Below are 25,188 nucleotides of genomic sequence, written 5' to 3'. Positions count from 1 at the left end.
GCGACGTCATCCCACGCCCGCCGCCAGCTCCAGGTCCCGCCCGGGGATCGCCGCCAGGAGCGTGCGCGTGTACTCGGTCTGCGGGGTGTCGAAGACCGCGTCGACGGGGCCCTGCTCGACGATCCTGCCGTGCTGCATCACGCAGACCGTGTCGGCGATCTGGCGCACCACGGCCAGGTCGTGGCTGATGAACAGGTAGCTCAGCCCCAGGCGGCGCTGCAGGTCCGCGAGCAGCCGCAGGATCTGCGCCTGCACGATCACGTCGAGTGCCGACACCGCCTCGTCGCACACCACGAGGTCGGGGTGCAGCGCGAGCGCGCGGGCGATCGCGACGCGTTGGCGCTGCCCGCCGGAGAGCTCGGCCGGGTACCTGCGCAGCACCTCAGTGGGCAGGGACACCTCGTCGAGCAGCTCCTCGACGCGGGCGCGTCGGGCCGGCGCGTCGCCGACGCCGTGCGCGCGCAGCGGCTCCTCGATGGTGCGGTACACCGTGAACAGCGGGTCCAGCGACGAGTAGGGGTCCTGGAAGATCGGCTGCACGCGCCTGCGGAACGCGACCTCGGCCGCCCGGTCGGCGCCGGCCACGAGCTCGCCGTCGAAGGTGATGGACCCCGAGGTGGGCTCCACCAGCGCGAGCATCATCTTCGCGAGCGTCGACTTCCCCGAGCCCGACTCCCCCACCACGGCGACTGTGCGCCCGCGGGGCACCGAGAGGCTGACATCGTCCACCGCCGTGAACGCGGTCGACCGCGACAGCAGGCGTGCGCCGCGCAGCCGGTAGGCCTTGCTGACGTGGGACACCTCGACGATCGAGTCGGGCGTGTCGCCAGTGTCGCCCTCCGTCGCGGACGACTCTCGCGCGCCCACGACGAGCAGGTCGCCCGCGAGCGCCGCCTCGTCGCCAGCGGCCTTGGCGATCTCGATCCGGCGCGAGGCGAGCGACGGCGCGGCGGCCAGCAGCCGCTGGGTGTACTCGTGCTGCGGGTCGCGCAACAGCTCGCGGGCGGGCCCCTGCTCGACGACGCGGCCGCGGTACATCACCACCACCCGGTCGGCGCGCTCGGCGGCGAGGCCGAGGTCGTGCGTGATGAGCAGCACCGACGTGCCGAGCTCGGTGGTGAGGCCGGTGAGCCGGTCGAGGATCGTGCGCTGCACGGTGACGTCGAGCGCCGACGTCGGCTCGTCGGCGATGAGCAGTCGTGGGCGGCAGGCCAGGCCCATGGCGATCAACGCGCGCTGGCGCATCCCGCCCGAGAACTCATGCGGGTACTGGCGGGCCCGGGCCTCCGCGTCTGGCAGGCCCGCCTCCTCCAGCAGCTCGACGGCGCGCGCCCGGGCGGCGCGCCCCCGGGCCACGCCCCCGGCCTCGAGGGCCTCGACGATCTGGGCACCGACGCGGGCCAGCGGGTTGAGGTTGGACATCGGGTCCTGCGGGACCATGCCGATCTCGACGCCCCGCAGCCGCGCCACCGCCGCCGGGCCGCCGGCGGTGAGGTCCTGCCCGTCGAAGCTGATGCGGCCCGCCGTGACCTTGCCGTTGGAGGCCAGCAGCCCGATGACGGCCGCCGCGGTGGTGGACTTGCCCGAGCCGGACTCCCCCACGATCGCCACGGTCTCGCCTGGGTGGACGTCGAGGTCGACGCCTGTGACGGCCACCGTCCGCCCGGAGTCCGAGGTGAAGGCCACCTCGAGCCCGCGCACGCTCAGCAGCGGCTGAGGCTCCGTCTGCGTCGACACGACCATCCCGCTCACCGCTTCCTCGTCCGTGGGTCCAGCGCCTCGCGCAGCGCCTCGCCGAACAACGTGAACCCGAGCGCCGTCACCGCGATGCAGGCGCCGGGCCACAGCGCCAGGCGCGGCGCCACCTCGAGCTCGTTCTGCGCCGCGGTGAGCATCCGACCCCACTCGGCGGCGGTCGGCGCGCCGCCGCCCAGCCCCAGGAAGGACAGCGCCGCCGCCTCGATGACCGCCGTCGCGAGCATCAGGGTGGCCTGCACGATCACCGGGGAGATGCTGTTGGGCAGCACATGGCTCATGGTCACGGTCCGCCGGCTCAGGCCCAGCGACGATGCGGCCAGCACGTAGTCCTGCCCCCGCTGGGCGAGCATCGACCCGCGCAGCAGCCGCGCGAAGATCGGCACCTGCACCACGCCGATCGCGATGATCACGGCGGTGGAGGACTGGCCGATCACCGCCGCGATGGACACCGCGAGCAGCAGGCTGGGCACGGAGAGCATCAGGTCGACGAGCCGCATGGTCGCGGTGTCCACCCACCCGCCCAGCCCTCCGGCGACGACGCCGAGCAGCACGCCGCCAAGCAAGCCGACCAGCGTGGAGAGGACGCCGATCAGCAGGGACGCGCGGGCGCCCCAGACGAGCTGGGAGAACAGGTCGGCGCCGTAGCGGTCGAGGCCCAGCAGGTGCTCGGCGGATGGGCCGGGGATGAACGTGGGCCGCACCTGCGCGCGGCCCGGCAGCTCGCCCGCGTCGAACGGGGCGATCAGCGGCGCGAACGTCGCGACGGCCAGGAACACCAGGACGATGACCGCGCCGGCGATGGCGCCTGGGTTGCGCCGCAGGCGCCGGGCTGCGGCCCGCCACGCGGAGTCCCCGGCATGGTCGGGCGCCGCGGGCGGGCCGCTGGGCGGGGCGAGGAGCTCATGCGTCTCAGTCGCGCTCATCTGGTCCTCATCCTCGGGTCGATCAGGCCGTAGGAGACGTCGACGGCGAGGTTCACCACCGCGTAGACGATCGCGATGATGAGGATGAAGCCCTGCAGCACCGCGTAGTCGAGGTTGAAGACGGCCTGGGCCAGGAAGCTCCCGATCCCCGGGTAGGCGAACACCGTCTCGGTGAGCACCGCCCCGGAGAGCAGCAGCCCCACCTGCAGCCCGATGGTCGTGGAGACCGGCAGCATCGCGTTGCGCAGGATGACGCGGTTGCGCAGCCGCGCGCGCCCCATGCCCTTGGCCCGGGCGGTGCGCACGTAGTCCGCGCCCTGCACCTCGAGCACCGACGAGCGCGTGATCCGGGTGATGATCGCGAGCGGGATCGAGCCGAGCGCCAGCGCGGGGAGCACGAGGTGCACGAACGCGTCCCAGCTCGCGTCGAGCTCCCGGGTGAGCAGGCCGTCGAGCACGTAGAAGCCGGTGGGGTGGGTGGCCACCATCGTCGGGTCTTGGCGCCCGGCGGACGGGAACCAGCCGAGCTGCACCGCGAACAGCCACTTGAGCAGGAACGCGAGGAAGAAGACGGGGATGGTGACCCCGAGCAGGGAGACCACCACCGTGCCGTTGTCCACCAGGCCGCCCTGCCGCCGGGCGGCGAGGTAGCCGAGCGGGATGCCGACGCCGACGGCGATCGCGAGCGCGAGGACCGTGAGCTCGATGGTCGCCGGGAACCGGGCGAGGAACTCCTCCAGCACCGGGCGCCCAGTGCGGGTGGACGTCCCGAAGTTGCCTTGCACGAGCTGGCCCAGATAGCCGGTGTACTGCTGGAGCACCGGCCGGTCGAAGCCGTACAGCGTGTTGAGGCGTTCCACGGCCTCGGGTGTGGCGCGCTCCCCCAGGAGGGCCGTGGCAGGACCTCCTGGGAGAGCGCGCACCCACAGGAACAGCAAGACGGACAACCCGAGCAGGGTCGGGACGAGCAGCGCTGTGCGCCGCAGGACGAGTCGGGTCATCGCGGGGTGCTGCTCCTCAGTCGCCGATCGTGATCACGTTGTAGACCTCGTCCTGCACGGGCGAGGCCGGGTATCCGTGGATGTCGGCCTTGAACGCGAGGGACGGCACGGGGTGTGCGAGCGGGATGCCGGGCAGCAGCTCCATGATCTGCGCGTTCGCCGCCTCATACGCCGCGGTCTGCGCCGCCTTGTCCGCCTGGTAGCGCGCGTCGCCGATGGCCTTGAACAGCGCCGGGTCGTCGAAGCCCCATTCGTTCGCCGGCGCGCCGAAGAACACGCCGATGAAGTTGTAGGTGTCGTTGTAGTCGCCGGTCCACCCCAGCAGGTGGATGCCGTGGTCCGCGGTGCCCTGCATGCGGTCCAGGTACTCCGGGTTCCACGGCTCGGGCACCGGGTTCACGGTGATGCCCACCGCGGCCAGATCGGCCGAGATGGCGGTGAAGACCTGCTCGGGCGTGGGCATGTAGGGCCGCGAGACGTTGGTCGGGTAGTTGAAGTCGATGGTGAGGTTCGACTTCCCGGCCTCCGCGAGCAGCGCCTTCGCCTTCTCCGGGTCGTAGTCGTACGTGGCGACGTCCTTGTTCCACCCGTCGACGGCGGGCGGCACGAAGTTCGTGGCGACCTCGGTGCCCTCGGGGAGCGTCTGCGCGACGAGCGCCTCCTTGTCGATGGCGTGCGCGATGGCCTGCCGCACCTTGACGTCCGCGAGCTCCGGGTTGGCCTGGTTCATCGCCAGGTAGAGCACGTTGAACGGGTCGCGGTTGACGATCTGGAAGCCGGCCTCGTCAAGCGCCTCGACGTCCGCCGGCCCCACCAGGTCGTAGCCGTCGATGTCACCGGCCTGCAGCGCCTGCCGCCGGGCGGTGGCGTCCGAGATGACGGTGAAGACGATCTTCTTGATCTGGCCCGCGTCACCCCAGTAGTCGGGGTTGGCCGCCAGGACAACCTGCTCGCCAGGGCTCCAGCTCTCGAAGATGTACGGGCCGGTGCCGGTCGGGTGCGCCTTGGCGTACTCGGGAAGCACGGGAGCCTCCTCGCCGCCGGTGACGCCGTCGGCGTCGTACTTCTCGAGCGCCGCGGGCGACTGGATCGAGAAGGACGGCAGCGACAGCGCCGAGACCAGCTCGGGCAGCGGGCTCGCCAGGTGGATCACAGCCGTCGAGGCGTCAGAGGCCTCGCAGCTCTCGTACTTGCCGGTGCCGTTGAGCCCCGGCACGTCGCTCGTCGCGAAGCCGCCGTTCACCTTCTGCCAGTAGTACGACAGGCTCTCGGACTGCAGCACTCCGGTGAAGTTGTTCCAGCGCTCGAAGTTGAAGCAGACCGCGGCGGCGTCGAAGTCGGTGCCGTCGTGGAACTTCACACCCTCCTTGAGCTGGAACGTGTACTCCAGGCCGTCCTCGCTCACGTCCCAGGACTCGGCGAGCAGCGGCGCGGGGTCGGCAGTCCCCGGCACGGTGCCGACCAGGCCCTCGAACATCTGCCGGGCGACCCGGAAGGTCTCGCCGTCATTCGCGAACGCGGGGTCCAGCGAGGCCGGGTCCGAGGACGCCGCGAAGACGAACGTGGTCCGGGATCCCCCCGTCTCGCTCTGCGCCGCCTCGCCCTCACGGTCGCTCGCCGCGCACGCGGTCAGCACCAGAGCCAGCGCTGCGCCCGATGCGGCGACCCTCAGGAAGGTCTTCACATGATCACCCCTCGTCGACGGGCCGGTGGCATGATCACGCCACCGGGGGAAGAGCCCCCGACGGTAGGCGCGCCACGTCACGCGGATGTTACGTCCGGGTACATCCTCGGATCTGGGGAAACCTACCGTGTCAAAGGGCGATTCACGCCGTGTCAAAGGGTGTTTTCGATGGATTCCGAAGATCGGCTGGCTGACGCCGGCTACCGCACGGTGCCGGATGAGGCCGGAGGGCGGGCCGGACGGCGCTGGTGGGACGCGAACGCCGCGGAGTACCTCGACGAGCACGGCGCCTTCCTGGGCCCCGACGAGTTCTGCTGGTGCCCGGAGGGCCTCCGCGAGCGCGATGCCCACCTGCTGGGCGACGTCACCGGCGCCCGCGTGCTCGAGGTCGGCTCCGGCGCGGCGCAGTGCTCCCGCTGGCTGCTGGGCCACGGGGCGGCCCAGGTGGTCGCCACCGACGTGTCCGGCGGCATGCTCGCCGCCGGCGCCCGGTACGACGCCGCGGCAGGGCGGCGGACCCCGATGGCCCAGGCCGACGCGCGCGCGCTCCCCTTCGCCGACGACTCCTTCGATGTGGCGTTCACCGCGTTCGGCGCCATCCCGTTCGTGCCCGACGCCGCGCGCGTGCACACCGAGGTCGCGCGCGTGCTGCGCCCCGGCGGGCGGTGGGTGTTCTCGGTGACCCACCCGCTGCGCTGGGCCTTCCCCGACGATCCCGGCGTCGGCGGCCTCACCGCGACCCGGTCCTACTTCGACAGGCGCCCCTACGTCGAGGTGGGCGCCTCCGGGAACGTGCTCTACGCCGAGTACCACCGCACGCTCGGCGACCACGTGGGCGAGGTCGTGGCCGCGGGGCTCGTGATCGACCGGCTGGTCGAGCCCGAGTGGCCCGCGGGCCACGACCGCACATGGGGGGGCTGGGGGCCGGTGCGCGGCGAGCGCCTGCCCGGGACGGCGATCTTCGTGACCCACCTCCCGGGCTGACGCCCACCGCGCGCCGGCGGCCCGTCAGTGCGCCGTGGCCTTCTCGGCCCCGGCGCCCGTGAGCGAGCGCACCTCCATCTCGGCGAACTTGCCCGCCGCCGGCGGGGTCTTGCTGAGGTACGTCCCGACGATGCCGAGCAGGAAGGCCAGCGGGATCGAGATCAGCCCCGGGTTCTCCAGGGGGATGATCGCGAAGTCCACCGAGGTGTCCTTGATCATCGACAGGCTCGCCCCGGTGACCGGGTCGACCTTGCCCGACACCACCGGGGACAGCGCGATCAGCACGATGCAGGAGATGAGCCCGCCGTACATGCTCCACAGCGCGCCCGAAGTGTTGAACCGCTTCCAGAACAGCGAGTACAGGATGGTCGGCAGGTTCGCGCTGGCGGCCACCGCGAAGGCGAGCGCCACCAGGAACGCCACGTTCTGCCCGTTGGCGAAGATGCCGCCGACGATCGCCAGCAGGCCGATGGCCACCACCGTGATGCGGGCGACCCGCACCTCCTTGTCCGGGTCCACCTTCCCGTCCTTGATCACCGACGCGTAGATGTCATGGGCGAACGACGCGGCGGCGGTGATCGTCAGACCGGCCACCACCGCGAGGATCGTCGCGAACGCCACTGCCGAGATCAGCCCCAGCAGCACCGCGCCCCCGAGCTCGAACGCGAGCAGCGGCGCGGCAGAGTTCACCCCGCCAGGCGCAGCCCGGATCACGTCCGGCCCGACCAGGGCGCCCGCGCCGTAGCCCAGCACCAGGGTGAACAGGTAGAAGATGCCGATCAGCCAGATCGCCCAGACAACACTGCGCCGCGCCTCCTTGGCGCTCGGCACCGTGTAGAAGCGCATCAGCACGTGCGGCAGGCCCGCCGTGCCGAGCACCAGCGCGAGCGCGAGCGACAGGAAGTTCAGCTGGGTCATCGACGTGGCGCCGTACTGCTTGCCGGGCTCGATGAGCGCCTCGCCACCCGGGCCGGCCTTGTCGATGGCGCCCTGCAGCAGCGCCGAGAAGTCCATCCCGAAGTTGCCCATGACCCAGATGGTCATGATGCCGGCGCCGGCGATGAGGAGCACCGCCTTGATGATCTGCACCCACGTGGTGCCCTTCATCCCGCCGACCAGCACGTACAGGATCATCAGCGCGCCGACCACGGCGATCACCACGCCCTGGCCCGCGACCCCGTCGATGCCCAGCAGCAGCGCCACCAAACCGCCCGCGCCGGCCATCTGCGCCAGCAGGTAGAAGAACACCACCGTGAGGGTGGCCAGCGCCGCCGCCATCCGCACCGGGCGCTGCTTGAGCCGGAACGACAGCACGTCCGCCATCGTGAACTTGCCGGTGTTGCGCATCAGCTCGGCAACCAGGAGCAGCGCCACCAGCCACGCCACCAGGAAGCCGATCGAGTACAGGAAGCCGTCATAGCCGTTGACGGCGATGGCCCCGCAGATGCCGAGGAAACTCGCCGCAGACAGGTAGTCCCCAGCGATCGCCGTGCCATTCTGCGGCCCCGTGAAGGAGCGGCCCGCCGCGTAGTAGTCGGCGGCGCTGCGGTTCGACTTCGAGGCGCGAAACACCACGACGAGCGTCACCAGGACGAACGCCAGGAAGATGCCGATGTTGACGGCCGGCTCGCCGATCTGGGCGGACTCCACCGCCGCCACGACCCGGGCGCTCACGCGAGCGTCCCGTCTTCGATCTCGCGGCGAAGCTCGTCAGCCACCGGGTCCTGGTGCTTGTTCGCCCAGTTGGCGTACACCATCGTGATGACGAAGGTGGAGACGAACTGGCCGAGGCCGAGCAGCAGGCCGACAGTGATGTTGCCGGACACCCGGGTGCTCATGAAGTCGTGGGCATAGTCGGCCAACAGCACGTACAGCAAGTACCAAGCGAGGAAGAACGCGGTCATGGGGAAGACGAACCGGCGGAACCGCCGCCGCAGCGCCTGGAACTCCGGCGAGCGTTGCACCCGTTCGTAGTCGGTCTCATGCTGCTGGGCCACCTCGGACATCGTGCCTCCGTGGGTCGTGGCGGCCCCGTTGCCGCCGCGCCCTACTGTGACGCACACCACAGGCCGAAGTCACGCATTTGACCGTGAATACGACGAAGTAGTGAACAAATCGAGCGGAGCGAGCGGCGGGAGCGCTGGGACACGTCGGCAAGCGTGGGCGCGTCGAGGTCGGTCACTGTTGCCCTGGGTCGCGACTACGAGAGGCGCTTCGCCGTGCTTCAGCCAACCGGCGCCCGCTCTTGTCAATTCACGAGTTCAACCTGCGCGTGCTGATCCCTCCTGCCCTCAGGTGACGCCAGGTCCGCACCCGAGGGCCCGAGTGCCTCGATGTACCGCCACACCCCAACCCGCTCCTCACGAAGACCGCCAGGCCCCCCCTCGACCAATGGCCCGCGGCCCGCACCAGGGCTGGCTGGAGCGGCGCTGGGAGGTCCATGCCCTGGAGCCTGGCCAAACGAGAACGCGCATGAGCGCGGTCCACGGATCCAGGCCCCCCGATGCCTCGAGACGACGGGCAGCATCGAGGTAGTCCTGTCCGCTCATTGCCCGACCCGAACAACACCCACGACGGCCGGCGTGGCAATGAAGCCAAGTGAACTCCGGGTCGCGTGGGAGACGCGGGGGAACCCGCCTCGCACTAGCGGAGGTCGACCTCCAAGCCGTTGCCGGTCAGCATTCAGTGCCCGGCCTCGTGCCAGCTCGCGCCGACCCCGACCGACACGTCCAGCGGCACATCGAGCGCCGCCGCGGCCCCCATCTGCTCCCGGACCACAGCCTCGACCTCGTCCCGCTCCCCCGGCGCGACCTCGAGCACCAACTCGTCATGCACCTGCAGCAGCAGCCGCGAGCGCAGCCCGCGCCGGGTGATCTCGCGCTCGACGCCCAGCATCGCCACCTTGATGAGGTCCGCCGCGGAGCCCTGGATCGGGGCGTTGAGCGCCATCCGCTCAGCCATCTCGCGGCGCTGGCGGTTGTCGCTGGTGAGGTCCGGCAGGTAGCGGCGGCGGCCCATGATCGTGGCGGTGTAGCCGGTGGCGCGGGCCTCGTCGACGACTCCGGTCAGGTACTGGCGCACCCCGCCGAACCGTGAGAAGTAATCGTCCATGAGCCGGGCGGCTTCGCCGACCTCGATGTTGAGCTGCTTGGAGAGGCCGAAGGAGGAGAGCCCGTAGGCCAGGCCGTAGCTCATCGCCTTGATCTTGGAGCGCATCGCCGGCGTGACTTCGTCGGTGGGCACGGAGAACACCCGCGAGCCGACGTAGTTGTGCAGGTCCTCCCCGGAGTTGAAGGCGTCGATGAGGCCCTCGTCGCCGGACAGGTGCGCCATGATCCGCATCTCGATCTGCGAGTAGTCGGCGGTCAGCAGCGTCTCGTAGCCCTCGCCCACCACGAAGGCGCGCCGGATCTGCCGGCCCGCCTCGGTGCGGATCGGGATGTTCTGCAAGTTCGGGTCCGTCGAGGACAGGCGCCCCGTCGCGGCGATGGTCTGCTGGAACGTGGTGTGGATGCGCCCGTCGTCGGCCACCGAGCGCAGCAGCCCCTCGACCGTCTGGCGCAGGCGGATCGCGTCGCGGTGGGCCAGCAGGTGGGCGAGGAATGGGTGCTCGGTGCGGGTGTACAGGTCGGCGAGGCTCGCCGCGTCGGTGGTGTAGCCCGTCTTGATCTTCTTGGTCTTCGGCATGCCGAGCTGGTCGAACAGCACCTCCTGGAGCTGCTTCGGGGAGCCCAGGTTCACCTCGCGGCCGATCACGTCATACGCCTCGGTGGCGGCCGTCTGCACCTGCGCGTCGAAGAGCTTCTCCAGCTCGCGCAGGTAGTCGACGTCTGCGGCGATCCCGCGGTGCTCCATCGCGGCCAGGACGTCCTCAAGGGGCAGCTCGAGCCGCGTGAGCAGGTCCGCCGCCCCGCGGTCGGCCAGGGCGTCGGCGAGCACCCCGGAGAGCTCGCTCACCGCCGCCGCGCGCTCGGCGGCGCGCTGGTGCTCGTCGGAGCCGTCGATCTCGAGGTCCAGGGCGCCCTGCGAGCCGGTGGGGCCCGCGCCCGACGCCAGCTCGCGGTGCAAGTACCGCACCGTGAGGGAGGGCAGGTCGTAGGAGCGCTGATCGGGGTGGCACAGGTAGGCGGCCACCTCGGTGTCGAAGACGACGCCCGCGAGCGGCAGGCCGCGCCCGGTGAGCGCGTGCCATGCGGACTTGGCCCCGTGCACCGACTTGGGCGCCGACGCGTCGGCCAGCCACGCGGCCAGCGCCGCCTCGTCCTGCGGGTCGATGGTCGTCAGGTCGAGCGACACGGCCGCGGCGCCGTCGTCGGCGATCGCCAGGCCCCACGCGTCCCCGGCTCCCGGCCGGACGGCGCCGCGCACGTCGAGTCCGAGCTCGCGGCCGGCGCGGGCGGCGAGCCAGCCGCCCAGCCCGCCCGGCGCCAGCTCTGTGACGTCGACGGGCTCACCCGCCTCGACGGGCGCTGCCGCCTCGCCGGGCATCGCCGCGAACAGCCGCTCGCGCAGCGCGGTGAATTGCAGCGAGTCGAACACCCGGTGCATGGCCTCGCGGTCCCACGGCTGGACGGCCAGGTCGGCGGGGCCCAGCGGCAGCTCGAGGTCCGTCAGCAGGTGGTTGAGCTCGCGGTTGAGCACCACCTGGTCGAGGTGCTCGCGCAGGGACTCCCCCGCCTTGCCCTTGATCGAGGGGGCCGCGGCGATGATGCCCTCGAGGCCGCCGTACGCGGTGATCCACTTGGCCGCCGTCTTGGGCCCGACGCCGGGGACCCCGGGCAGGTTGTCGCTGGTCTCGCCCACGAGCGCCGCGAGGTCGGAGTACTGCCCGGGGTCCACGCCGTACTTGGCGCGCACCGCCTCAGGGGTCATCCGCGTGAGCTCGGAGACGCCGCGGATCGGGTACAGCAGCGTGACGTCCTCGTTGACGAGCTGGAACGCGTCCCGGTCGCCCGAGCAGATGAGCACCTGCATGCCCGCCGCGCGCGCCTGGGTCGAGAGGGTCGCCAGCACGTCGTCCGCCTCGTAGTTCTCCCGCTCGATGACGGGCACGCGCATGGTCTCCAGGACCTCGCGGATCAGCGGCACCTGCCCGCGGAACGGCTGCGGAGTCTCGTCCCGGGTCCCCTTGTACGCCGGGTACCGCTCGGTGCGGAACGTGGTGCGCCCCATGTCGAACGCGACGGCGAGGTGGGTGGGCTGCTCGTCCGCGAGGATCTTGGTGAGCATCGACGTGAAGCCGTACACCGCGTTGGTGGGCTGGCCCGTCGAGGTGGAGAAGTTCTCCACGGGCAGCGCGAAGTAGGCCCGGTAGGCCATCGAGTGCCCGTCGATGAGCAGCAGGCGCGCGGGCCCGCTGGCTCCGGAGGGGGTCGTCCCACTGGTCTCGGGGGCGGTCGGCTGGTCGTCGGCTGGCTGAACGTCGCTCACGGGTGCCAACCTATCTGCCATGACTGACGACGCCGTGCCGCCGACCTTTCCCGGGACCCTCATCGACCGGATGGGCATCACGATCCTCGAGGTGGCACCCGAGCGGGCCGTGGGCACGATGCCCGTCGAGGGCAACACCCAGCCGTATGGGCTGCTGCACGGCGGCGCGTCGGCCGTGCTCGCCGAGACGCTCGGCTCCCTGGCCGCGGCCGCCCATGCCGGCGAGGGCCGGATCGCGGTGGGGATCGAGCTCAACGCCACGCACCACCGCGGCGCCACGTCGGGGACTGTCACCGGGACGGCCCGCGCGCTGCACCTCGGGTCCCGCGTCGCGACCTACGAGATCGTGGTCGAGGACTCCGAGTCGCGCCGGGTCTGCACGGCGCGGTTGACCTGCATGGTGATGGCGGGCCGGGACCGCTGACCAGCCGCGGCCTGCACGCTGCTCGGGTCGGCCATCTCGCCCCGCGCGGCGGCCCGCACCTGGCGCCGTCGGGCGATGAGGTCCTCGAGCCCACGCCCTGAGGCGCGGCGCGACTGCGCCCCGGCGGTCTCGCCGACCAGGCGGCGTTGCAGGGCGCTCGTGCTCACCACGCGGTGCGCGGCGGCCGGGGCGAAGCCGAGCCGCACGAAGAACCGCTGCATCCCCCGGGCGCCGGGCAGGGGCGCCGCGTACACCTCGGTCGCCCCGCCGAGCTCGGCCACCTCGAGCGCGCCCGCCATCAGCGCATGCCCAAGGCCACGCCGGCGGGCCCGGGGCGCGACGTAGATCGCCTCGAGGTTGAGGCTCACGAGATCCGTGAAAGGACCGGGCCCGACGAGCTGGCCGAGCAGCAGGCCCGCGGGCTCGCCGTCGAGCAGTCCCACGAGGAGCTGGCCGCCGGGTGACGCGAGGAGCGCCCCGAGCTGGTCCCGCAACCGGTCCCCGTCGTCGCTGCAGAGTTGCGCGCCCATCGTGGACTCGCTCCGCGCGGCAAGGCAGAGGTCGACGAGGGCAGGCAGGTCCCCGGGCTCAGCGGGTCGCACCTGGGCTCCTGGACGCACCTGTGTCGGCCTCCCGTCCTTTTCTCGTCGCGGACAGGGTCGACACCCCGTCCGCGACCCGATCATGACAAAGCCGAGGCCGCCGTGCCTAGTCGGTCCTCCCACCAGCGCAACGACGCCCGCGCGCCTCGCGGACAATCACTCCAAATAGTGAATGATGACCGGTTCGTCCCGCATACTGTCGCGCTGTGCGTAATGCGCCCGACACAATCCGCTCCTAGTCTCCTCCCCACTCGGGGCCCAGGCTTCGCTCGGCACAGCGCCAGACGGCACCGCGCCGAAGACCGTGAACCACCGATCGAACCGACCGGACGGAGGTCCCAGTGCGCCGAGCCGCGTCACCGGACCGCATCACCAGCTCGCGCACACGGATCGCGCACCGCTCACGGCGCGCGCTCGTCCCGCTGCTGACTGTGCTGCTCAGCGTGCTCGCCGCGCTGTTGGCCGCGATCCCCGCCCAGGCCGCGGCGGTGCCGTGTGCCGCCGATCCGGCGACCGGATGCATCGGCGGGACCATCCGCACGTCGGCGGGCGAGCCCGCCCCGGGCATCGGCCTCACGATCACCGGCCAGGGTGAGAGCCTCGCGGTGGTCACCGGCGTCGACGGCCGCTGGTCCACCCCGGTGACGGCGGCCGGCGACTACGAGGTCGCGCTCGACGAGGCGACGCTCCCCACCGGCGAGACACTGCGGGACCCGGCGGCCAACCCGCGCACCGTCACCGTCAGGCTCGGCGCCAGCGTCGGCGCCCTGTTCCCGCTCGGAGCCCCGACGGCTGGCGGCAGCGGGGGCGGCGGAGACCCGTCCACCGCAACCCCTGAGCCCGGCACTGACCCGGCGGTGACAACGCCGGACAGCGGCAAGCCGAGCAGCATCACCGCGCAGCGCGTCGCGCAGCAGACCGTCAACGGCATCGTCTTCGGCCTCCTGCTGGCGCTCGCCTCGGTGGGCCTGTCCCTGATCTACGGCACCACCGGGCTGAGCAACTTCGCGCACGGCGAGCAGGTCACCCTCGGGGCCCTGCTGGCCTACGTTGGCTGCCAGCTGCTCGACCTGCCGCTGCTCGTCTCCGGCATCGTGGCGGTGCTGCTCGGGGCGGCGTCCGGGTGGTTGCAGGACGCCGGCATCTGGCATCCGCTGCGCAGGCGCAGGGTCGGCACCACGCAGCAGATGATCGTCACGATCGGCCTGTCGATGGCGCTGCAGTACACGTACCAGTTCTTCCTCGGCGGCAGCCCGCTGCGCATCGTCACGGCGAACCCGAAGCCGGTGCGCATCGGCGGGATGCTGTTCACGCAGCAGTCGCTGACCTCCGCCGGCATCGCGATCATCGCGATCGGCGCGGTGGCCTTCTTCCTGGTGCGGACCCGCACCGGCCGGGCCACCCGCGCGGTCTCGGACAACCCGGCGCTCGCCGCGGCGTCCGGCATCACCGTCGAGCGGATCGTGCGGATCGTGTGGACCCTGGGCGCGGGGCTCGCCGCCCTGGGCGGGGTGCTGCTCGGCCTGTACTTCAACGCGACGAATTGGAACATGGGCGGCGCGATCCTGCTGCTGATGTTCGCCGCGGTCACCCTCGGAGGCCTCGGCACCGCGTGGGGGGCCCTGGTGGGCTCGCTCGTCATCGGCCTCGTCGTCGAGCTGTCGACATTCGTCATCCCGAGCGACATGCGCTACGCGGGCGCGCTCGTCATCCTCATCCTCGTCCTGCTCGTCCGGCCCCAGGGCATCCTGGGCCGGGCCGAGCGCATCGGCTGACGGAGGCCACCCATGGACTGGCAGCAGATCCTCACCAACGTCGCCGGCGAGATCATCGCCCCGACCACCGCGGCGTACGCGCTCGCGGCGATCGGCCTCAACGTGCACTTCGGCATGACCGGGCTGCTCAACTTCGGCCAGGCCGGCTTCATGCTGCTCGGCGCCTACGGCTACGCCATCGCGTCCATCGCGGGCTGGCCCGTGTGGGCGGCGTTCCTCGTGGCGCTGGCCTGCGCGGTGGTCTTCGCGCTGATCCTCGGCGTGCCGACGCTCAAATTGCGCGGCGACTACCTGGCGATCGTCACGATCGCCGCGGCGGAGATCATCCGCATGGTCGGGCGCTCCACCTCGATGACGGCGGTCACCGGGGGCAACGCGGGCCTGGCCGGTGACGGCTTCAAGGGCTCCTTCCAAGACTTGTCGCCCCTGCCGGATGGGAACTTCGCGATCGGCCCGTGGTCGTACTCCACCAACCTGTCCAACAGCTGGTGGGTGCGGATCGTCGGGTGGGCGCTGGTGGCCCTCGCGTGCTTCCTGGTGTGGCGGTGGATGAACAGCCCGTGGGGCCGGGTGCTCAAGGGCATCCGCGAGGACGAGGACGCGGTCCGCTCGCTCGGCAAGAACGTGTACGCCTACAAGATGCAGGCGCTGGTCCTGGGCGGCGCGATCGGCGCGGTGGCGGGGATCGTGTACGTGCTGCCACGAGCCGTCCAACCGGACTCGATGGGCCGCCCCATGACGTTCTACGTGTGGACGATCCTGCTACTGGGCGGCGCCGCCACGGTGTTCGGGCCGGTGCTCGGGTCGATCCTGCTGTGGACCACGCTCATGCTGATCAAGACGGTGCTGCGCGACGTGGTGCCCACGACCGTGCTGCGCACCGAGCAGATCGAGATGCTCGGGTGGGTGCTGGTCGGCGTGACCCTCATGCTCCTGGTGATCTTCCGACCACAAGGAATCCTCGGCGACCGCAAGGAGCTGGCGATCGATGTCCGCTGACACACCCCCCGGCCGAGCCGCCGCCCGGCCCGCCCTCGCCGACGTCGAGCGCGTCCCCGGCTCCGCGAAGCCCGACCCGATCCTGAGCGCGCAGGACGTCACCCGCACGTTCGGCGGCATGACGGCCGTCGACGTGGACCGCCTCGAGGTGCAGCGCGGCGCCATCACCGCGCTGATCGGCCCCAACGGCGCCGGCAAGACCACGTTGTTCAACCTCCTCACCGGATTCGACCGCCCGGACACCGGCTCGTGGTCCTTCGAGGGGCGCTCGCTCGCACGCGTGCCCGCCGCGAAGGTCGCCCAGGCCGGCATGGTGCGCACGTTCCAGCTCACCAAGGCCTTGTCCCGCATGACGGTGCTGGAGAACATGCGCCTGGGCGCCACCGACCAGAGCGGGGAGAACCTCTTCATCGCCCTGGCGCCCGCGCTGTGGCGCCGCCGCGAGGCGCAGATCACCGAGCAGGCGCTCGAGCTGCTCGAGCGGTTCCGGCTGCTGGAGAAGAAGAATGACTTCGCGGGGAGCCTCTCCGGCGGACAGCGCAAGCTGCTGGAGAGGGCCGGGGCCCTCATGAGCAAGCCCACGATGGTCATGCTCGACGAGCCGATGGCCGGGGTGAACCCCGCCCTGACGCAGTCGCTGCTCGGCCACATCCAGGCGCTGCGCGACGAGGGGACCACGGTGCTGTTCGTCGAGCACGACATGCACATGGTGCGGCACATCTCCGACTGGGTGGTGGTGATGGCCGAGGGGCGCATCGTCGCCGAGGGCCCGCCCGAGTCCGTCATGCGGGAGCAGGCCGTCATCGACGCCTACCTGGGCGCCCACCACGACACCGACCTGGGCGACGACCGCCTGCTCGAGGACGACGTGACCGAACAGCTCGAGGCAGAGGCCCAGGCCGAGGAGGAGCAGCGATGAGCACCGACCCCGCACCCGTCGAGGCCAACGCCGACGTCCACCGCGGGGCGCCCGCCGGGGAGCCGTTGCTCGCCGCCACCGACCTCGTGGCCGGCTACGTGCCGGGCGTCGACATCTTGGGCGGCTGCAACCTCGTGGTCCACCCCGGGGAACTGGTCGGCATCATCGGGCCCAACGGCGCCGGGAAGTCGACACTGCTCAAGGCCCTGTTCGGGCTCGTGACCATCCGGTCCGGAACTGTCGTGCTCAAGGGCGAGGACATCACGAACCACCGGGCGGACTCCCTGGTGCGCCGCGGGGTCGGCTTCGTGCCGCAGAACAACAATGTGTTCCCCTCGCTCACCATCGAGGAGAACCTGCAGATGGGGGTGTTCCAGGCCCCGAAGATCTTCGCCGACAGGTTCGAGTTCATCGTCGACCTGTTCCCCACCCTGGGCGACCGTCGCCGGCAGCGCGCCGGGTCCCTGTCCGGCGGGGAGCGGCAGATGGTGGCGATGGCACGCGCGCTGATGATGGACCCATCGGTGCTGCTGCTCGACGAGCCCTCCGCCGGGCTGTCCCCCGTGCGCCAGGACGAGACCTTCATCCGCACCCGCAAGATCAACCGCGCCGGGGTGTCCGTGGTGATCGTCGAGCAGAACGCCCGCCGCTGCCTGCAGATCTGCGACCGCGCATACGTGCTCGACCAGGGCCGCAACGCCTACTCGGGGCCGGGCCGCGAGCTCATGCACGACCCGAAGGTCATCGAGCTGTACCTGGGCACCCTGGCCACCGACGTCGAGGGCGGCGCCGAGACCGACTGACCCCGAGCAAGCATGACGGAAGGGCCCGGCGGGTTGACCGCCGGGCCCTTCCGCGTGGTGCTCAGCGCGTCACAGCTCGCCGAACTCCGCCTTGATCCACGTGTACTTGTTGTCCTCGCCGTACTGGTAGATCCCGATGAAGGCCGACGACGGGTCGTTCTGGTCGTTGAACGGACCGGCTCCCGAGACGGCCTTGTACGCGATCTCGTTGCCCGCCTCGAGCTCCTTGACGCCGTCGGCGAAGGTCGTGACCTCCGTGCCGCCGTTCGCCCCGGAGACGGCCGCCAGGTTCTTCTGGATCGTCGGCCCGTCAGTGGCGCCGCCCTTCACCGCGGCCAGCGCGGCGAGGATCACGGCGTCGTAGGACTCCGCCGAGTACGAGAAGTCCTTGAGGCCGCTGTCGACCGCGAGCAGGCGCTTCTGGAACGCGTCGTCCGGGTACGCCCCGGGCAGTGTGCCCTGGGCGCCCGTGAGGGTGCCGGGCGCCAGGTCGGCGCTGTAGTCCGACAGGTTGCCGTCCACGAAGTACAGCTTCGAGGTGTCGAAGCCCTGCGCCACGAGCTCGGGGACGATCAGCTTGGTCTGCGCGAAGGCGATGATCGCGATGGCGTCCGGGTTCGTGGCCAGCGCGCTGCTGACGATCGTGTTGAAGTTCTGCTCCGTCGGGTCGAACTCCTGGCCCGAGGCGCCGTAGGCGAGCGTGCCGCCCGCAGACTCCACCGTGTCCTGGAGGACGTCGCGCAGCGACGTGCCGTAGTCCTCGTTGAAGACGATGGCGGCGACGTTCTGGTGTCCGTCGTTGAGGATGAGGTTGCCGAGCGAGGCGCCCTGGAGCAGGTCCGACGGGGCGGTACGGAAGTAGAACGGGTCGCGGCCGGAGAGGTCGGTGGCGGTGTTCGCCGGGGAGATCTGGACGATCTCCGCGTTGGTGATGTCGTCCACCACGTTGCGCGTCACCGACGAGGCCGCGGCCCCGATGATGACCTGCACGTCCTTGCCGATCAGGTCCGTGACCGACTGCGTCGCGACCTCGGCGTGGTCGGCGTCGGAGGAGTCGGCGTGCTCCACGACGACGTCCTGGCCGAGCACGCCGCCGGACTCGTTGATCTCCTGGACGGCCAGGTCCACACCCGCGATCTCAGGCGGCCCGAGGAAGGCGAGGGAGCCGGTCTGCGGCAGCAGCGAGCCGATGACGAGCGCTTCCCCGGCACTCTCGGCGCCCTCGCCGGACGGCGACTCCGAGTCCGACGTGCATGCGGTCAGGGCGAGTGCGACGGCCCCTGCGAGGGCGGCGGCTCGGATTCCATGCGACGAGCGAATCATGCGTGGTACCCCTTCGGCTACGGTCCCGCCGTGCTGGAGGCAAGGCGGTTCGAACAGTGCGGGAAACCTAGCCATCCTTTGTGTCGGTTACGTGACTTGGCGACCGTCATCGCCGGTTGTGGCCTATTTGTAACCTAAATGGCCGTGCGAAGTCACCCAGGCAGCACAAAAGCCCGGCCCTCCACACCAGCGGGGAGGTCCGGGCTCAGGGGCCGATCAGTCAGGCGCCGCTGCCACCGACCTGGTCGATGACGGCGTCGGCGACCTCGCGCATGGTCAGGCGACGGTCCATCGACGTCTTCTGGATCCACCGGAAGGACTCCGGCTCCGTCAGGCCCATCTTCGCCATCAGCAGGCCCTTGGCGCGGTCCACGCGCTTGCGGGTCTCGAACCGCTCGGCGAGGTCCGCGACCTCAGACTCGAGGGCGGAGATCTGCGCGTACCGCGAGATCGCGATCTCCAGCGCGGGCAGCAGGTCGGCCGGGCTGAACGGCTTCACGACGTACGCCATCGCGCCGGCGTCACGCGCCCGCTCGACGAGCTCGGTCTGCGAGAACGCGGTGAGCAGCACGACGGGGGCGACGTGCGCCTTGCCGATGCGCTCGGCCGCGGAGATGCCGTCGAGCACGGGCATCTTGACGTCCATCACGACGACGTCGGGCTTGAGCTCGAGGGCCAGCGCCACGGCCGTCTCGCCGTCGCCGGCCTCCCCGACGACCTCGAAGCCCGCCTCGCGGAGCGTCTCGACGACGTCCATGCGGATCAGCGCCTCATCCTCGGCGACGACCGCTCGACGCGCGGGGCGCGTCGGCGCCGGCTCCGGCGTCTCCTTGGCGGAGGGGGCGGCTGCGCCACTCAGGTCGAGGGGGGTGCCAGCACCCTCGGTGCTCGGCGTCGTGCTCGGGGATTCCTCATTCGTGCTCACGGCGTCAGCCTAATGCCGCGCGAGCCATCACGTGGCCGGACGGCGCCCCGACAGCGCCCGCAGATGAGGCTCCCATGACGGCCCCACGCCGCGTCGATGCTGGACCGCGCGCGCCGCACGGTACTCTGCTGCGCGGGCCCCGATAGCCCAATCGGCAGAGGCGTTCGGCTCAAACCCGATCCAGTGTGGGTTCGAATCCCACTCGGGGCACTGTTCATCACCCGCGCGGACAACTCCCGCGCCCGCACGGGGCGGCTGGCCTCATCGGTTGACTCGCCCGCTTCGGCGCCAGCCTCCCTTGAGGGTGTCGGCAACGTCACGGCGTCCATCCTCGCGATCACCCACCAGTCGATGCCATCCGGATCGGGCCGTCGCCGAAGCGGACCGATATCGGCATGCGCGTGGCGACCAGGAGCCTCAAGTGAGAGCCGTCGGTGTCGCGCCGGGGGTCTTCCCGCGGCGCCGCGAGGCGATGCGACGATGGCCGGGTGACTCACACCACCGACACCTCCGCAGACGACGCTCTGCTCACCGCGATCAGCCGCGCCGTCGCCGCCGCGGATCGGGCCGAGGCGGGCCTAGAGGACGCGGTCGAGGCGGCGCAGGCCGCCGGTGTGCCGCCCGCCGCCATCAGCCGGGTGCTGGCGACGCGTGGCTCGGCGCTGCGGGCCGCCATCCAGGGGCTCGTGGCCGCGCTCGGCCCGACGTACGTCGCCGCCGTCGCCAAGGCGCCCAGCAAGGACCAGGTGACCGCGTGGTCCGCGCCGGACGGAGCCCTGCCGGGCCCCGATGCCGCGCTCCGCCTGCGCCTCGCGCATCGGACCTGGTTGCGGGTCGCAGGGGCCCAGGGCGAGGACGCCGCACGCGCCTGGTTCCTGGGCGCCAACCCGCATCTCGGCGGCGACTCGCCGCTCGTGGCGATCAAGAAGGACCGCGTGGCCGAGGTCAGGTCAGCCGTCGACGCGCTCCTCGACGGGCGGTAGGGCTCTGGGCAGACAGCTGCGGTCAGACGGTCTGGACGACGTAATCCCACAGGCTCGGGTCGGGCTGCGCGGCGATGAACGCCTCGACGTTCGCGATCTGCTCCTCCAGCCCGAGTGTTGCCTGGATGGGAGGATTCATGGTGCCCTTGGTGATCCAGATCGGGTGGGGCTCCTCGTCCCCGAAGCTGGCCAGCGGGCTGAGGAAGACGACTAGCACGTTCTTGCCCGCAGCCGCGGATGCTGACTTCGTGTAGCTCATCGCGAAGGCGTACGCATCGAAACCGCTGGTCAGCGGGCTGACGCCGGCGGTCACCGCAGCGACCATGTCTGCGCGAACGGCGTCGGGCAGCGGTGCGGTCGCCTCGACGACCACGCGCTCGCCGGACGCGAGCGGGTAGGCCACCTGTCCCTCTGCCAGTTCCTCGGCCTGCTCCTCGGTCACCGTGTCGCCTGCCGTCACAGTGACCGGTTCCGGCGCTGTGGTGACGGCAGCGGTGGGTGAGGCGGTCGGCGGTGTGGCGGCGGGCCCGTTACTCGGCGTCGAGCAGCCGGCGATCAGGCCTACGGTCAGCAGGGTGCCCAGCGCGGGCCCTGCAAGGCACTTCATGGCTCTCTCCACAGAACTCACCTCCATCAGTCTCTTGGGCGGCCCGGCAGGTCGCGGTCCTCTTGACCACGACCACCGTGCCGGCCGCCGCAATGCCCGCAGGTCCTATCGACTCGGGGCGCGCAAGTGTGAGCCGTGCCGGCCGGCGGGCCAGACGACGAAGACCATCGGACGCGGTGAGGTGCGCGGCGCCGAGCCCTCGCAACTCCACCGCCGCGAACGTCGCTCAGGCGCCGCACGTGGCGGTGATGTCCGCGCCGGTGAACGGCTCGCGGCCTGCGGCCCGCGTGTGCGTGGGCGCCGGGACGGGAGCGGCAGGTGCGATCGCGGCTGCCGTCGCTGGCATGCTGGGCGTCGCCTCCGGCCCGCCGCCAACGTCCGGAGTCGAGGTCTCGTCGGCCGGGACGACGGGCAGGTCCTGGGCCATCGCGGCCCACACGGCGTCGGCGTCGTCCGTCCACACGACCCGGTTGCGGTCGGCAGGGTCGGGGCCGTTGGGGATCGTCATGAACGTGATCTGCGCCCTGTCGAGCCCGCGCAGGCTGTACGCGAGCCCGGCGATCCGCTGGACGTTCAGCGCACCGTCGGTGGTGAGCGAGCTGGTCGCGGCCGACAGGAACGAGAGCAGCTCGGGGACGTCGGTCAGGACGTTCTTCGCCAGCACCTCGCCGAGCACTGCCGAGAGCAGGCGCTGCTGGTTGCCGATGCGGTTCAGGTCCGAGCCGTCGGACCCCTCGATGTGCCGGGAGCGGGCGAGCTGGGTGGCCACGACGCCGTCCAGGCGCTGCTCGCCGGGTCCCAGGTCCAGCCCGGTGTAGCGGTCCTTCATCGCCGTGGGGATGCAGATGTCCACCCCGTCGATCGCGTCGATCATCTGCTGGAACCCCGAGAAGTCGACGACGGCGACATGGTCGATCCGCACGCCCGTGTTCTCCTGGACGGCGCTCCAAGCGCATGCCGCCGCCGTGGCGATGTCGCCCCCGAGATCCCATCCGATGCTGAAGGCCTCGTTGAACTGCGCGCGCTCCCGAGGCCGGGACGTCGAGCCGTCCACCGCAGAGCACGCGGGGATGCGGACCATCGAGTCGCGCGGGATGGACACGAGCTCGACCCGCTGCCGGTCGGCCGAGATGTGGGCGACGATCACGGTGTCGGAGGCCATCGTGTCGGCGTCGCCGCCGATCTCCGCGTTGGCCCCGTCACGCTGGTCCGAGCCGAGCAGCAGGATCGTGGCAGCGGAGCCCGCGCCCGGGTCGTCGAGCCCAGTGCTGCTGGGCGCGGACGAGGGCTCGGCCACCATGCCGCCGAGGTCGATGTGCTGCACGTTGCCGCCCAGCCGCACAGCGATCCCCGCCACCGCGCCGGCGGTCGCCAGCAGCACCGCAGTGAGCCCCAGTGCGACGCCGCGCGTCACCGCGTGGCCGCGTGGCCGCCGCGCATGGTGCGGCGCGGGGCTTAGTTGCTGCCGTGGGCGGCGTGCGATCACGGGGCGAACCTAGACGAGCACGCGGGGCGGCGCAGCGCGAATGACGTGGGATCCCGTGAAGCGTCTGTGCGCATCTGCCGGAGGGTCGCCCCGAGCGCTCTCACGTGTCTGCGCCGCTGATCCGGGACCTACGACCCCCCGCGTCGGGCATCACTACATCTAGCGTCAACCACTCACACGAACACCACATCTTGTCGTTCGACCCGCGGTGCGCTCCTCTCCCCAGGACACGCCAGCGGCCGTCGGCGCGCACCGCCGGGCACGGCCCAGCGGCCGTCGACGGCATGCGCCTGGCGGGTCCGACGGCCGAGGAAGGCATCCGCATGCTGCAGACCGAATCGCCCGCGACGACCCCGGAGACCCCGGCGGCTCCGGGAAGGCTGACGGTCAGCAAGCGCGACGGCCGACGGCTGCCCTTCGACGACGAGCGCATATTCGCGGCGCTGGCCCGGGCGTTCGTCGAGGTGCACGGCGAGCCCACGCCCATGACCCACCGCACGCTGCGCGACCTGGTCGCTCGGATCAACCGCGAGCTCGCCGCCCGGTTCAGCGTCGACGTGAAGATCTACGAGATCCAGAACGTCGTGGAGCACGTGCTGCTCGACAGCCGCGAGTACGCCGTCGCCGAGGCATACATCAGCTACCGCATCCAGCGGGACTTCGCGCGCAGCAAGGCCACCGACATCAACCACTCGATCATCAAGCTGATCGACAAGGACCAGTCGATCGTCAACGAGAACGCCAACAAGGACAGCGACGTCTTCAACACCCAGCGCGACCTCACGGCGGGCGCGGTGGGCAAGGCGATCGGCCTGAAGATGCTGCCCCCGCATGTGGCGAACGCCCACCAGAAGGGCGACATCCACTACCACGACCTCGACTACCACCCGTATGCGCCGATGACGAACTGCTGCCTCATCGACTTCCAGACGATGCTCGGCAGGGGCTTCCGGATCGGCAACGCCGAGGTCGAGCCGCCCCGCTCGATCCAGACGGCCACCGCGCAGATCTCCCAGATCATCGCGAACGTCTCCTCGAGCCAGTACGGCGGCTGCTCGGCCAACCGCATCGACGAGCTGCTGGCCCCGTACGCGGAGCGGAACTTCGCCAAGCACCTTGCGGACGCCCAGCGCTGGGTCGCGGACGAGTCCCTGCACCAGCAGTACGCCGCGGAGCGCACGCGCAAGGACATCTACGACGCGATGCAGAGCCTCGAGTACGAGATCAACACGCTGTTCACGTCCAACGGGCAGACGCCGTTCACCTCGCTGGGCTTCGGGCTCGGCACCAACTGGTTCGAGCGCGAGATCCAGCGCGCGATCCTGCAGATCCGGATCGACGGCCTCGGCAGCGAGAAGCGCACGGCGATCTTCCCCAAGCTGATCTTCACGCTGAAGCGCGGCCTCAACCTCGACGAGGGCGACCCGAACTACGACATCAAGCAGCTCGCCCTCGAGTGCTCGACCAAGCGCATGTACCCCGACGTGCTCAGCTACGACAAGATCGTCGAGCTGACCGGCAGCTTCAAGGTGCCGATGGGGTGCCGGTCGTTCCTCCAGGGATGGCAGGACGCCGACGGCAACGACGTGTCCGAGGGCCGGATGAACCTGGGCGTCGTCACGCTGAACCTGCCGCGCATCGCGCTCGAGGCGCAGGGCAGCACCGAGCGGTTCTGGAGCATCCTCGACGAGCGCCTGGCCATCGCGCGCGACGCGCTGCTCTTCCGGATCGCCCGCTGCAAGGAGGCGTCCCCCGAGAATGCGCCGATCCTGTACATCTACGGCGCCTTCGGCGAGCGGCTCGCGGCGGGCGACTCGGTCGACGCGCTGTTCAAGGACGGCCGCGCGACGGTGTCACTCGGCTTCATCGGCCTGTACGAGGTCGCGGCGGCGTTCTTCGGCGGCGCGTGGGAGGGCAACCCGGAGGCGAAGGAGTTCACGCTCGACATCCTGCGGACGCTGCACTCCAGCACGAGCGCGTGGAGCCGGGAGAACGGCTACCAGTTCAGCGTGTACTCGACGCCGAGCGAGAGCCTGACGGACCGGTTCTGCCGGCTCGACAAGGCCAAGTTCGGGTCCGTGGCGGACATCACCGACAAGGACTACTACACGAACAGCTTTCACTACGACGTGCGCAAGAGCCCCACGCCGTTCGAGAAGCTGGACTTCGAGATGGACTACCCGGCCTACGCGTCGGGCGGGTTCATCCACTACTGCGAGTACCCGGTGCTGCAGCAGAACCCGCGAGCGCTCGAGGCCGTCTGGGACTACGCGTACGACCGAGTCGGCTACCTCGGCACCAACACCCCGATCGACAGGTGCTACGCGTGCGGCTACTCGGGCGACTTCGACGCGACGGCACGCGGGTTCGAGTGCCCCGAGTGCGGCAACGCCGACCCGCTGACCTGCGACGTCGTCAAGCGCACCTGCGGCTACCTGGGCAACCCGCAGGCCCGGCCCATGGTGCACGGCCGGCACACCGAGATCGCCTCGCGGGTCAAGCACATGACCGGGTCCGTCGGCGGGGTCCCTGGCCAGCCGTCCGCGACCGACCAGGGCTGAG

General features: G+C 71.0%; 20 protein-coding genes and 1 tRNA gene. 9 read left to right on the top strand and 12 right to left on the bottom strand.

Annotation, left to right across the window (positions count from 1 at the left end; all coding sequences use genetic code 11):
• Window positions 1-6 precede the first annotated feature (6 nt).
• The 4 genes from BN3788_RS15835 to BN3788_RS15820 are packed head-to-tail and all read right to left on the bottom strand — an operon-like array spanning window position 7 to window position 5,366.
• Entirely contained in the window at window positions 7-1,743 is a 1,737-nt protein-coding gene (locus BN3788_RS15835; protein ID WP_066588188.1) for a dipeptide ABC transporter ATP-binding protein, read from the bottom strand.
• Window positions 1,744-1,748: 5 nt separating this feature from the next.
• Window positions 1,749-2,681, bottom strand: coding sequence for an ABC transporter permease (locus BN3788_RS15830; RefSeq protein ID WP_066588186.1), 933 nt, complete (start codon window positions 2,679-2,681; stop codon window positions 1,749-1,751).
• A complete protein-coding gene (locus BN3788_RS15825) occupies window positions 2,678-3,682 on the bottom strand; it encodes an ABC transporter permease (RefSeq protein WP_066588185.1) in 1,005 nt (334 codons plus the stop codon). The genes BN3788_RS15830 and BN3788_RS15825 overlap by 4 nt, the downstream gene beginning before the upstream one ends.
• A gap of 16 nt (window positions 3,683-3,698) precedes the next feature.
• Window positions 3,699-5,366 carry an ABC transporter substrate-binding protein gene (locus BN3788_RS15820; RefSeq protein WP_066588183.1) on the bottom strand — a complete coding sequence of 556 codons (1,668 nt, stop codon included), beginning with the start codon at window positions 5,364-5,366 and terminating at the stop codon, window positions 3,699-3,701.
• Window positions 5,367-5,534: 168 nt separating this feature from the next.
• Here BN3788_RS15820 and BN3788_RS15815 point away from each other — a divergent pair, with 168 nt between their 5' ends.
• Entirely contained in the window at window positions 5,535-6,350 is an 816-nt protein-coding gene (locus BN3788_RS15815) for a class I SAM-dependent methyltransferase (protein ID WP_066588181.1), read from the top strand.
• 24 nt (window positions 6,351-6,374) lie between these two features.
• Here BN3788_RS15815 and BN3788_RS15810 read toward each other — a convergent pair whose 3' ends face one another.
• From BN3788_RS15810 to polA, 3 genes are all read right to left on the bottom strand, one after another.
• A complete protein-coding gene (locus BN3788_RS15810; RefSeq protein WP_066588179.1) occupies window positions 6,375-8,024 on the bottom strand; it encodes a solute symporter family protein in 1,650 nt (549 codons plus the stop codon).
• On the bottom strand, window positions 8,021-8,356 hold the full coding sequence (locus tag BN3788_RS15805; RefSeq protein WP_066588177.1) for a DUF485 domain-containing protein: 336 nt from the start codon (window positions 8,354-8,356) through the stop codon (window positions 8,021-8,023). Before BN3788_RS15805 ends, BN3788_RS15810 begins: the two co-directional genes overlap by 4 nt.
• A gap of 676 nt (window positions 8,357-9,032) precedes the next feature.
• Window positions 9,033-11,801: a DNA polymerase I gene (polA, locus tag BN3788_RS15800; RefSeq protein WP_082812995.1), complete on the bottom strand. Its 2,769-nt coding sequence runs from the start codon at window positions 11,799-11,801 to the stop codon at window positions 9,033-9,035.
• Here polA and BN3788_RS15795 point away from each other — a divergent pair.
• On the top strand, window positions 11,800-12,204 hold the full coding sequence (locus BN3788_RS15795) for a hotdog fold thioesterase (RefSeq protein ID WP_066588174.1): 405 nt from the start codon (window positions 11,800-11,802) through the stop codon (window positions 12,202-12,204). The genes polA and BN3788_RS15795 overlap by 2 nt on opposite strands.
• Here BN3788_RS15795 and BN3788_RS15790 read toward each other — a convergent pair.
• Window positions 12,117-12,806, bottom strand: coding sequence for a GNAT family N-acetyltransferase (locus tag BN3788_RS15790; RefSeq protein WP_234346689.1), 690 nt, complete (start codon window positions 12,804-12,806; stop codon window positions 12,117-12,119). The two genes, BN3788_RS15795 and BN3788_RS15790, sit on opposite strands and share 88 nt — an antisense overlap.
• 341 nt (window positions 12,807-13,147) lie before the next feature.
• Here BN3788_RS15790 and BN3788_RS15785 point away from each other — a divergent pair, with 341 nt between their 5' ends.
• Genes BN3788_RS15785 through BN3788_RS15770 form a run of 4 tightly spaced genes read left to right on the top strand, consistent with a single transcriptional unit; the run spans window position 13,148 to window position 17,302 of the window.
• Window positions 13,148-14,581, top strand: a complete 1,434-nt coding sequence (locus tag BN3788_RS15785) for a branched-chain amino acid ABC transporter permease (protein ID WP_234346688.1) — start codon at window positions 13,148-13,150, stop codon at window positions 14,579-14,581.
• A 12-nt stretch (window positions 14,582-14,593) separates the two neighbouring features.
• Window positions 14,594-15,580, top strand: coding sequence for a branched-chain amino acid ABC transporter permease (locus BN3788_RS15780; protein WP_066588172.1), 987 nt, complete (start codon window positions 14,594-14,596; stop codon window positions 15,578-15,580).
• Window positions 15,570-16,499 (top strand): ABC transporter ATP-binding protein, encoded by a 930-nt coding sequence (locus BN3788_RS15775; protein WP_066588171.1) that lies wholly within the window; start codon window positions 15,570-15,572, stop codon window positions 16,497-16,499. The genes BN3788_RS15780 and BN3788_RS15775 overlap by 11 nt, the downstream gene beginning before the upstream one ends.
• Complete coding sequence (locus tag BN3788_RS15770) at window positions 16,496-17,302, top strand: ABC transporter ATP-binding protein (protein WP_066588169.1); 807 nt, start codon at window positions 16,496-16,498, stop codon at window positions 17,300-17,302. Before BN3788_RS15775 ends, BN3788_RS15770 begins: the two co-directional genes overlap by 4 nt.
• Before the next feature lie 69 nt (window positions 17,303-17,371).
• Here BN3788_RS15770 and BN3788_RS15765 read toward each other — a convergent pair whose 3' ends face one another.
• On the bottom strand, window positions 17,372-18,625 hold the full coding sequence (locus BN3788_RS15765) for an ABC transporter substrate-binding protein (protein ID WP_066588163.1): 1,254 nt from the start codon (window positions 18,623-18,625) through the stop codon (window positions 17,372-17,374).
• Window positions 18,626-18,845: 220 nt separating this feature from the next.
• Entirely contained in the window at window positions 18,846-19,550 is a 705-nt protein-coding gene (locus BN3788_RS15760) for an ANTAR domain-containing response regulator (protein WP_066588160.1), read from the bottom strand.
• A gap of 136 nt (window positions 19,551-19,686) precedes the next feature.
• Here BN3788_RS15760 and BN3788_RS15755 point away from each other — a divergent pair.
• Window positions 19,687-19,760 (top strand) — tRNA-Leu (locus BN3788_RS15755).
• A 278-nt stretch (window positions 19,761-20,038) separates the two neighbouring features.
• Window positions 20,039-20,533: a hypothetical protein gene (locus BN3788_RS18800; protein ID WP_082812993.1), complete on the top strand. Its 495-nt coding sequence runs from the start codon at window positions 20,039-20,041 to the stop codon at window positions 20,531-20,533.
• 22 nt (window positions 20,534-20,555) lie between these two features.
• Here the strand turns inward: BN3788_RS18800 and BN3788_RS15745 are convergent, their stop codons facing one another.
• Both BN3788_RS15745 and BN3788_RS15740 read right to left on the bottom strand, forming a co-directional pair.
• Entirely contained in the window at window positions 20,556-21,152 is a 597-nt protein-coding gene (locus tag BN3788_RS15745; protein WP_147525149.1) for a hypothetical protein, read from the bottom strand.
• 214 nt (window positions 21,153-21,366) lie between these two features.
• The gene (locus BN3788_RS15740; RefSeq protein WP_234346687.1) at window positions 21,367-22,626 is read right to left on the bottom strand and encodes an LCP family protein; all 1,260 of its coding nucleotides are present in this window, start codon (window positions 22,624-22,626) and stop codon (window positions 21,367-21,369) included.
• A 323-nt stretch (window positions 22,627-22,949) separates the two neighbouring features.
• Between BN3788_RS15740 and nrdD the strand changes: the two genes are divergently transcribed.
• The gene (nrdD, locus tag BN3788_RS15735) at window positions 22,950-25,187 is read left to right on the top strand and encodes an anaerobic ribonucleoside-triphosphate reductase (protein ID WP_066589558.1); all 2,238 of its coding nucleotides are present in this window, start codon (window positions 22,950-22,952) and stop codon (window positions 25,185-25,187) included.
• The last annotated feature ends 1 nt before the right edge of the window (window position 25,188 follow it).

The organism is Cellulomonas timonensis (genome assembly GCF_900046455.1).
In the GTDB taxonomy this organism is placed as follows: domain Bacteria; phylum Actinomycetota; class Actinomycetes; order Actinomycetales; family Cellulomonadaceae; genus Cellulomonas_A; species Cellulomonas_A timonensis.
Note: the sequence above shows the minus strand (reverse complement) of the source record. Positions and strands in the feature narration are given on the sequence as shown.

Bases quoted from the DNA above. Each gene is read 5' to 3' on its own strand.
- BN3788_RS15775 (WP_066588171.1), top strand. From the start codon at position 15,570: ATGTCCGCTGACACACCCCCCGGCCGAGCCGCCGCCCGGCCCGCCCTC.
- BN3788_RS15830 (WP_066588186.1), bottom strand. From the start codon at position 2,681: ATGAGCGCGACTGAGACGCATGAGCTCCTCGCCCCGCCCAGCGGCCCG.
- BN3788_RS15805 (WP_066588177.1), bottom strand. From the start codon at position 8,356: ATGTCCGAGGTGGCCCAGCAGCATGAGACCGACTACGAACGGGTGCAA.
- BN3788_RS15765 (WP_066588163.1), bottom strand. From the start codon at position 18,625: ATGATTCGCTCGTCGCATGGAATCCGAGCCGCCGCCCTCGCAGGGGCC.
- polA (WP_082812995.1), bottom strand. From the start codon at position 11,801: ATGGCAGATAGGTTGGCACCCGTGAGCGACGTTCAGCCAGCCGACGAC.
- BN3788_RS15770 (WP_066588169.1), top strand. From the start codon at position 16,496: ATGAGCACCGACCCCGCACCCGTCGAGGCCAACGCCGACGTCCACCGC.
- nrdD (WP_066589558.1), top strand. From the start codon at position 22,950: ATGCTGCAGACCGAATCGCCCGCGACGACCCCGGAGACCCCGGCGGCT.
- BN3788_RS15780 (WP_066588172.1), top strand. From the start codon at position 14,594: ATGGACTGGCAGCAGATCCTCACCAACGTCGCCGGCGAGATCATCGCC.
- BN3788_RS15795 (WP_066588174.1), top strand. From the start codon at position 11,800: ATGACTGACGACGCCGTGCCGCCGACCTTTCCCGGGACCCTCATCGAC.
- BN3788_RS15835 (WP_066588188.1), bottom strand. From the start codon at position 1,743: ATGGTCGTGTCGACGCAGACGGAGCCTCAGCCGCTGCTGAGCGTGCGC.
- BN3788_RS15815 (WP_066588181.1), top strand. From the start codon at position 5,535: ATGGATTCCGAAGATCGGCTGGCTGACGCCGGCTACCGCACGGTGCCG.
- BN3788_RS15825 (WP_066588185.1), bottom strand. From the start codon at position 3,682: ATGACCCGACTCGTCCTGCGGCGCACAGCGCTGCTCGTCCCGACCCTG.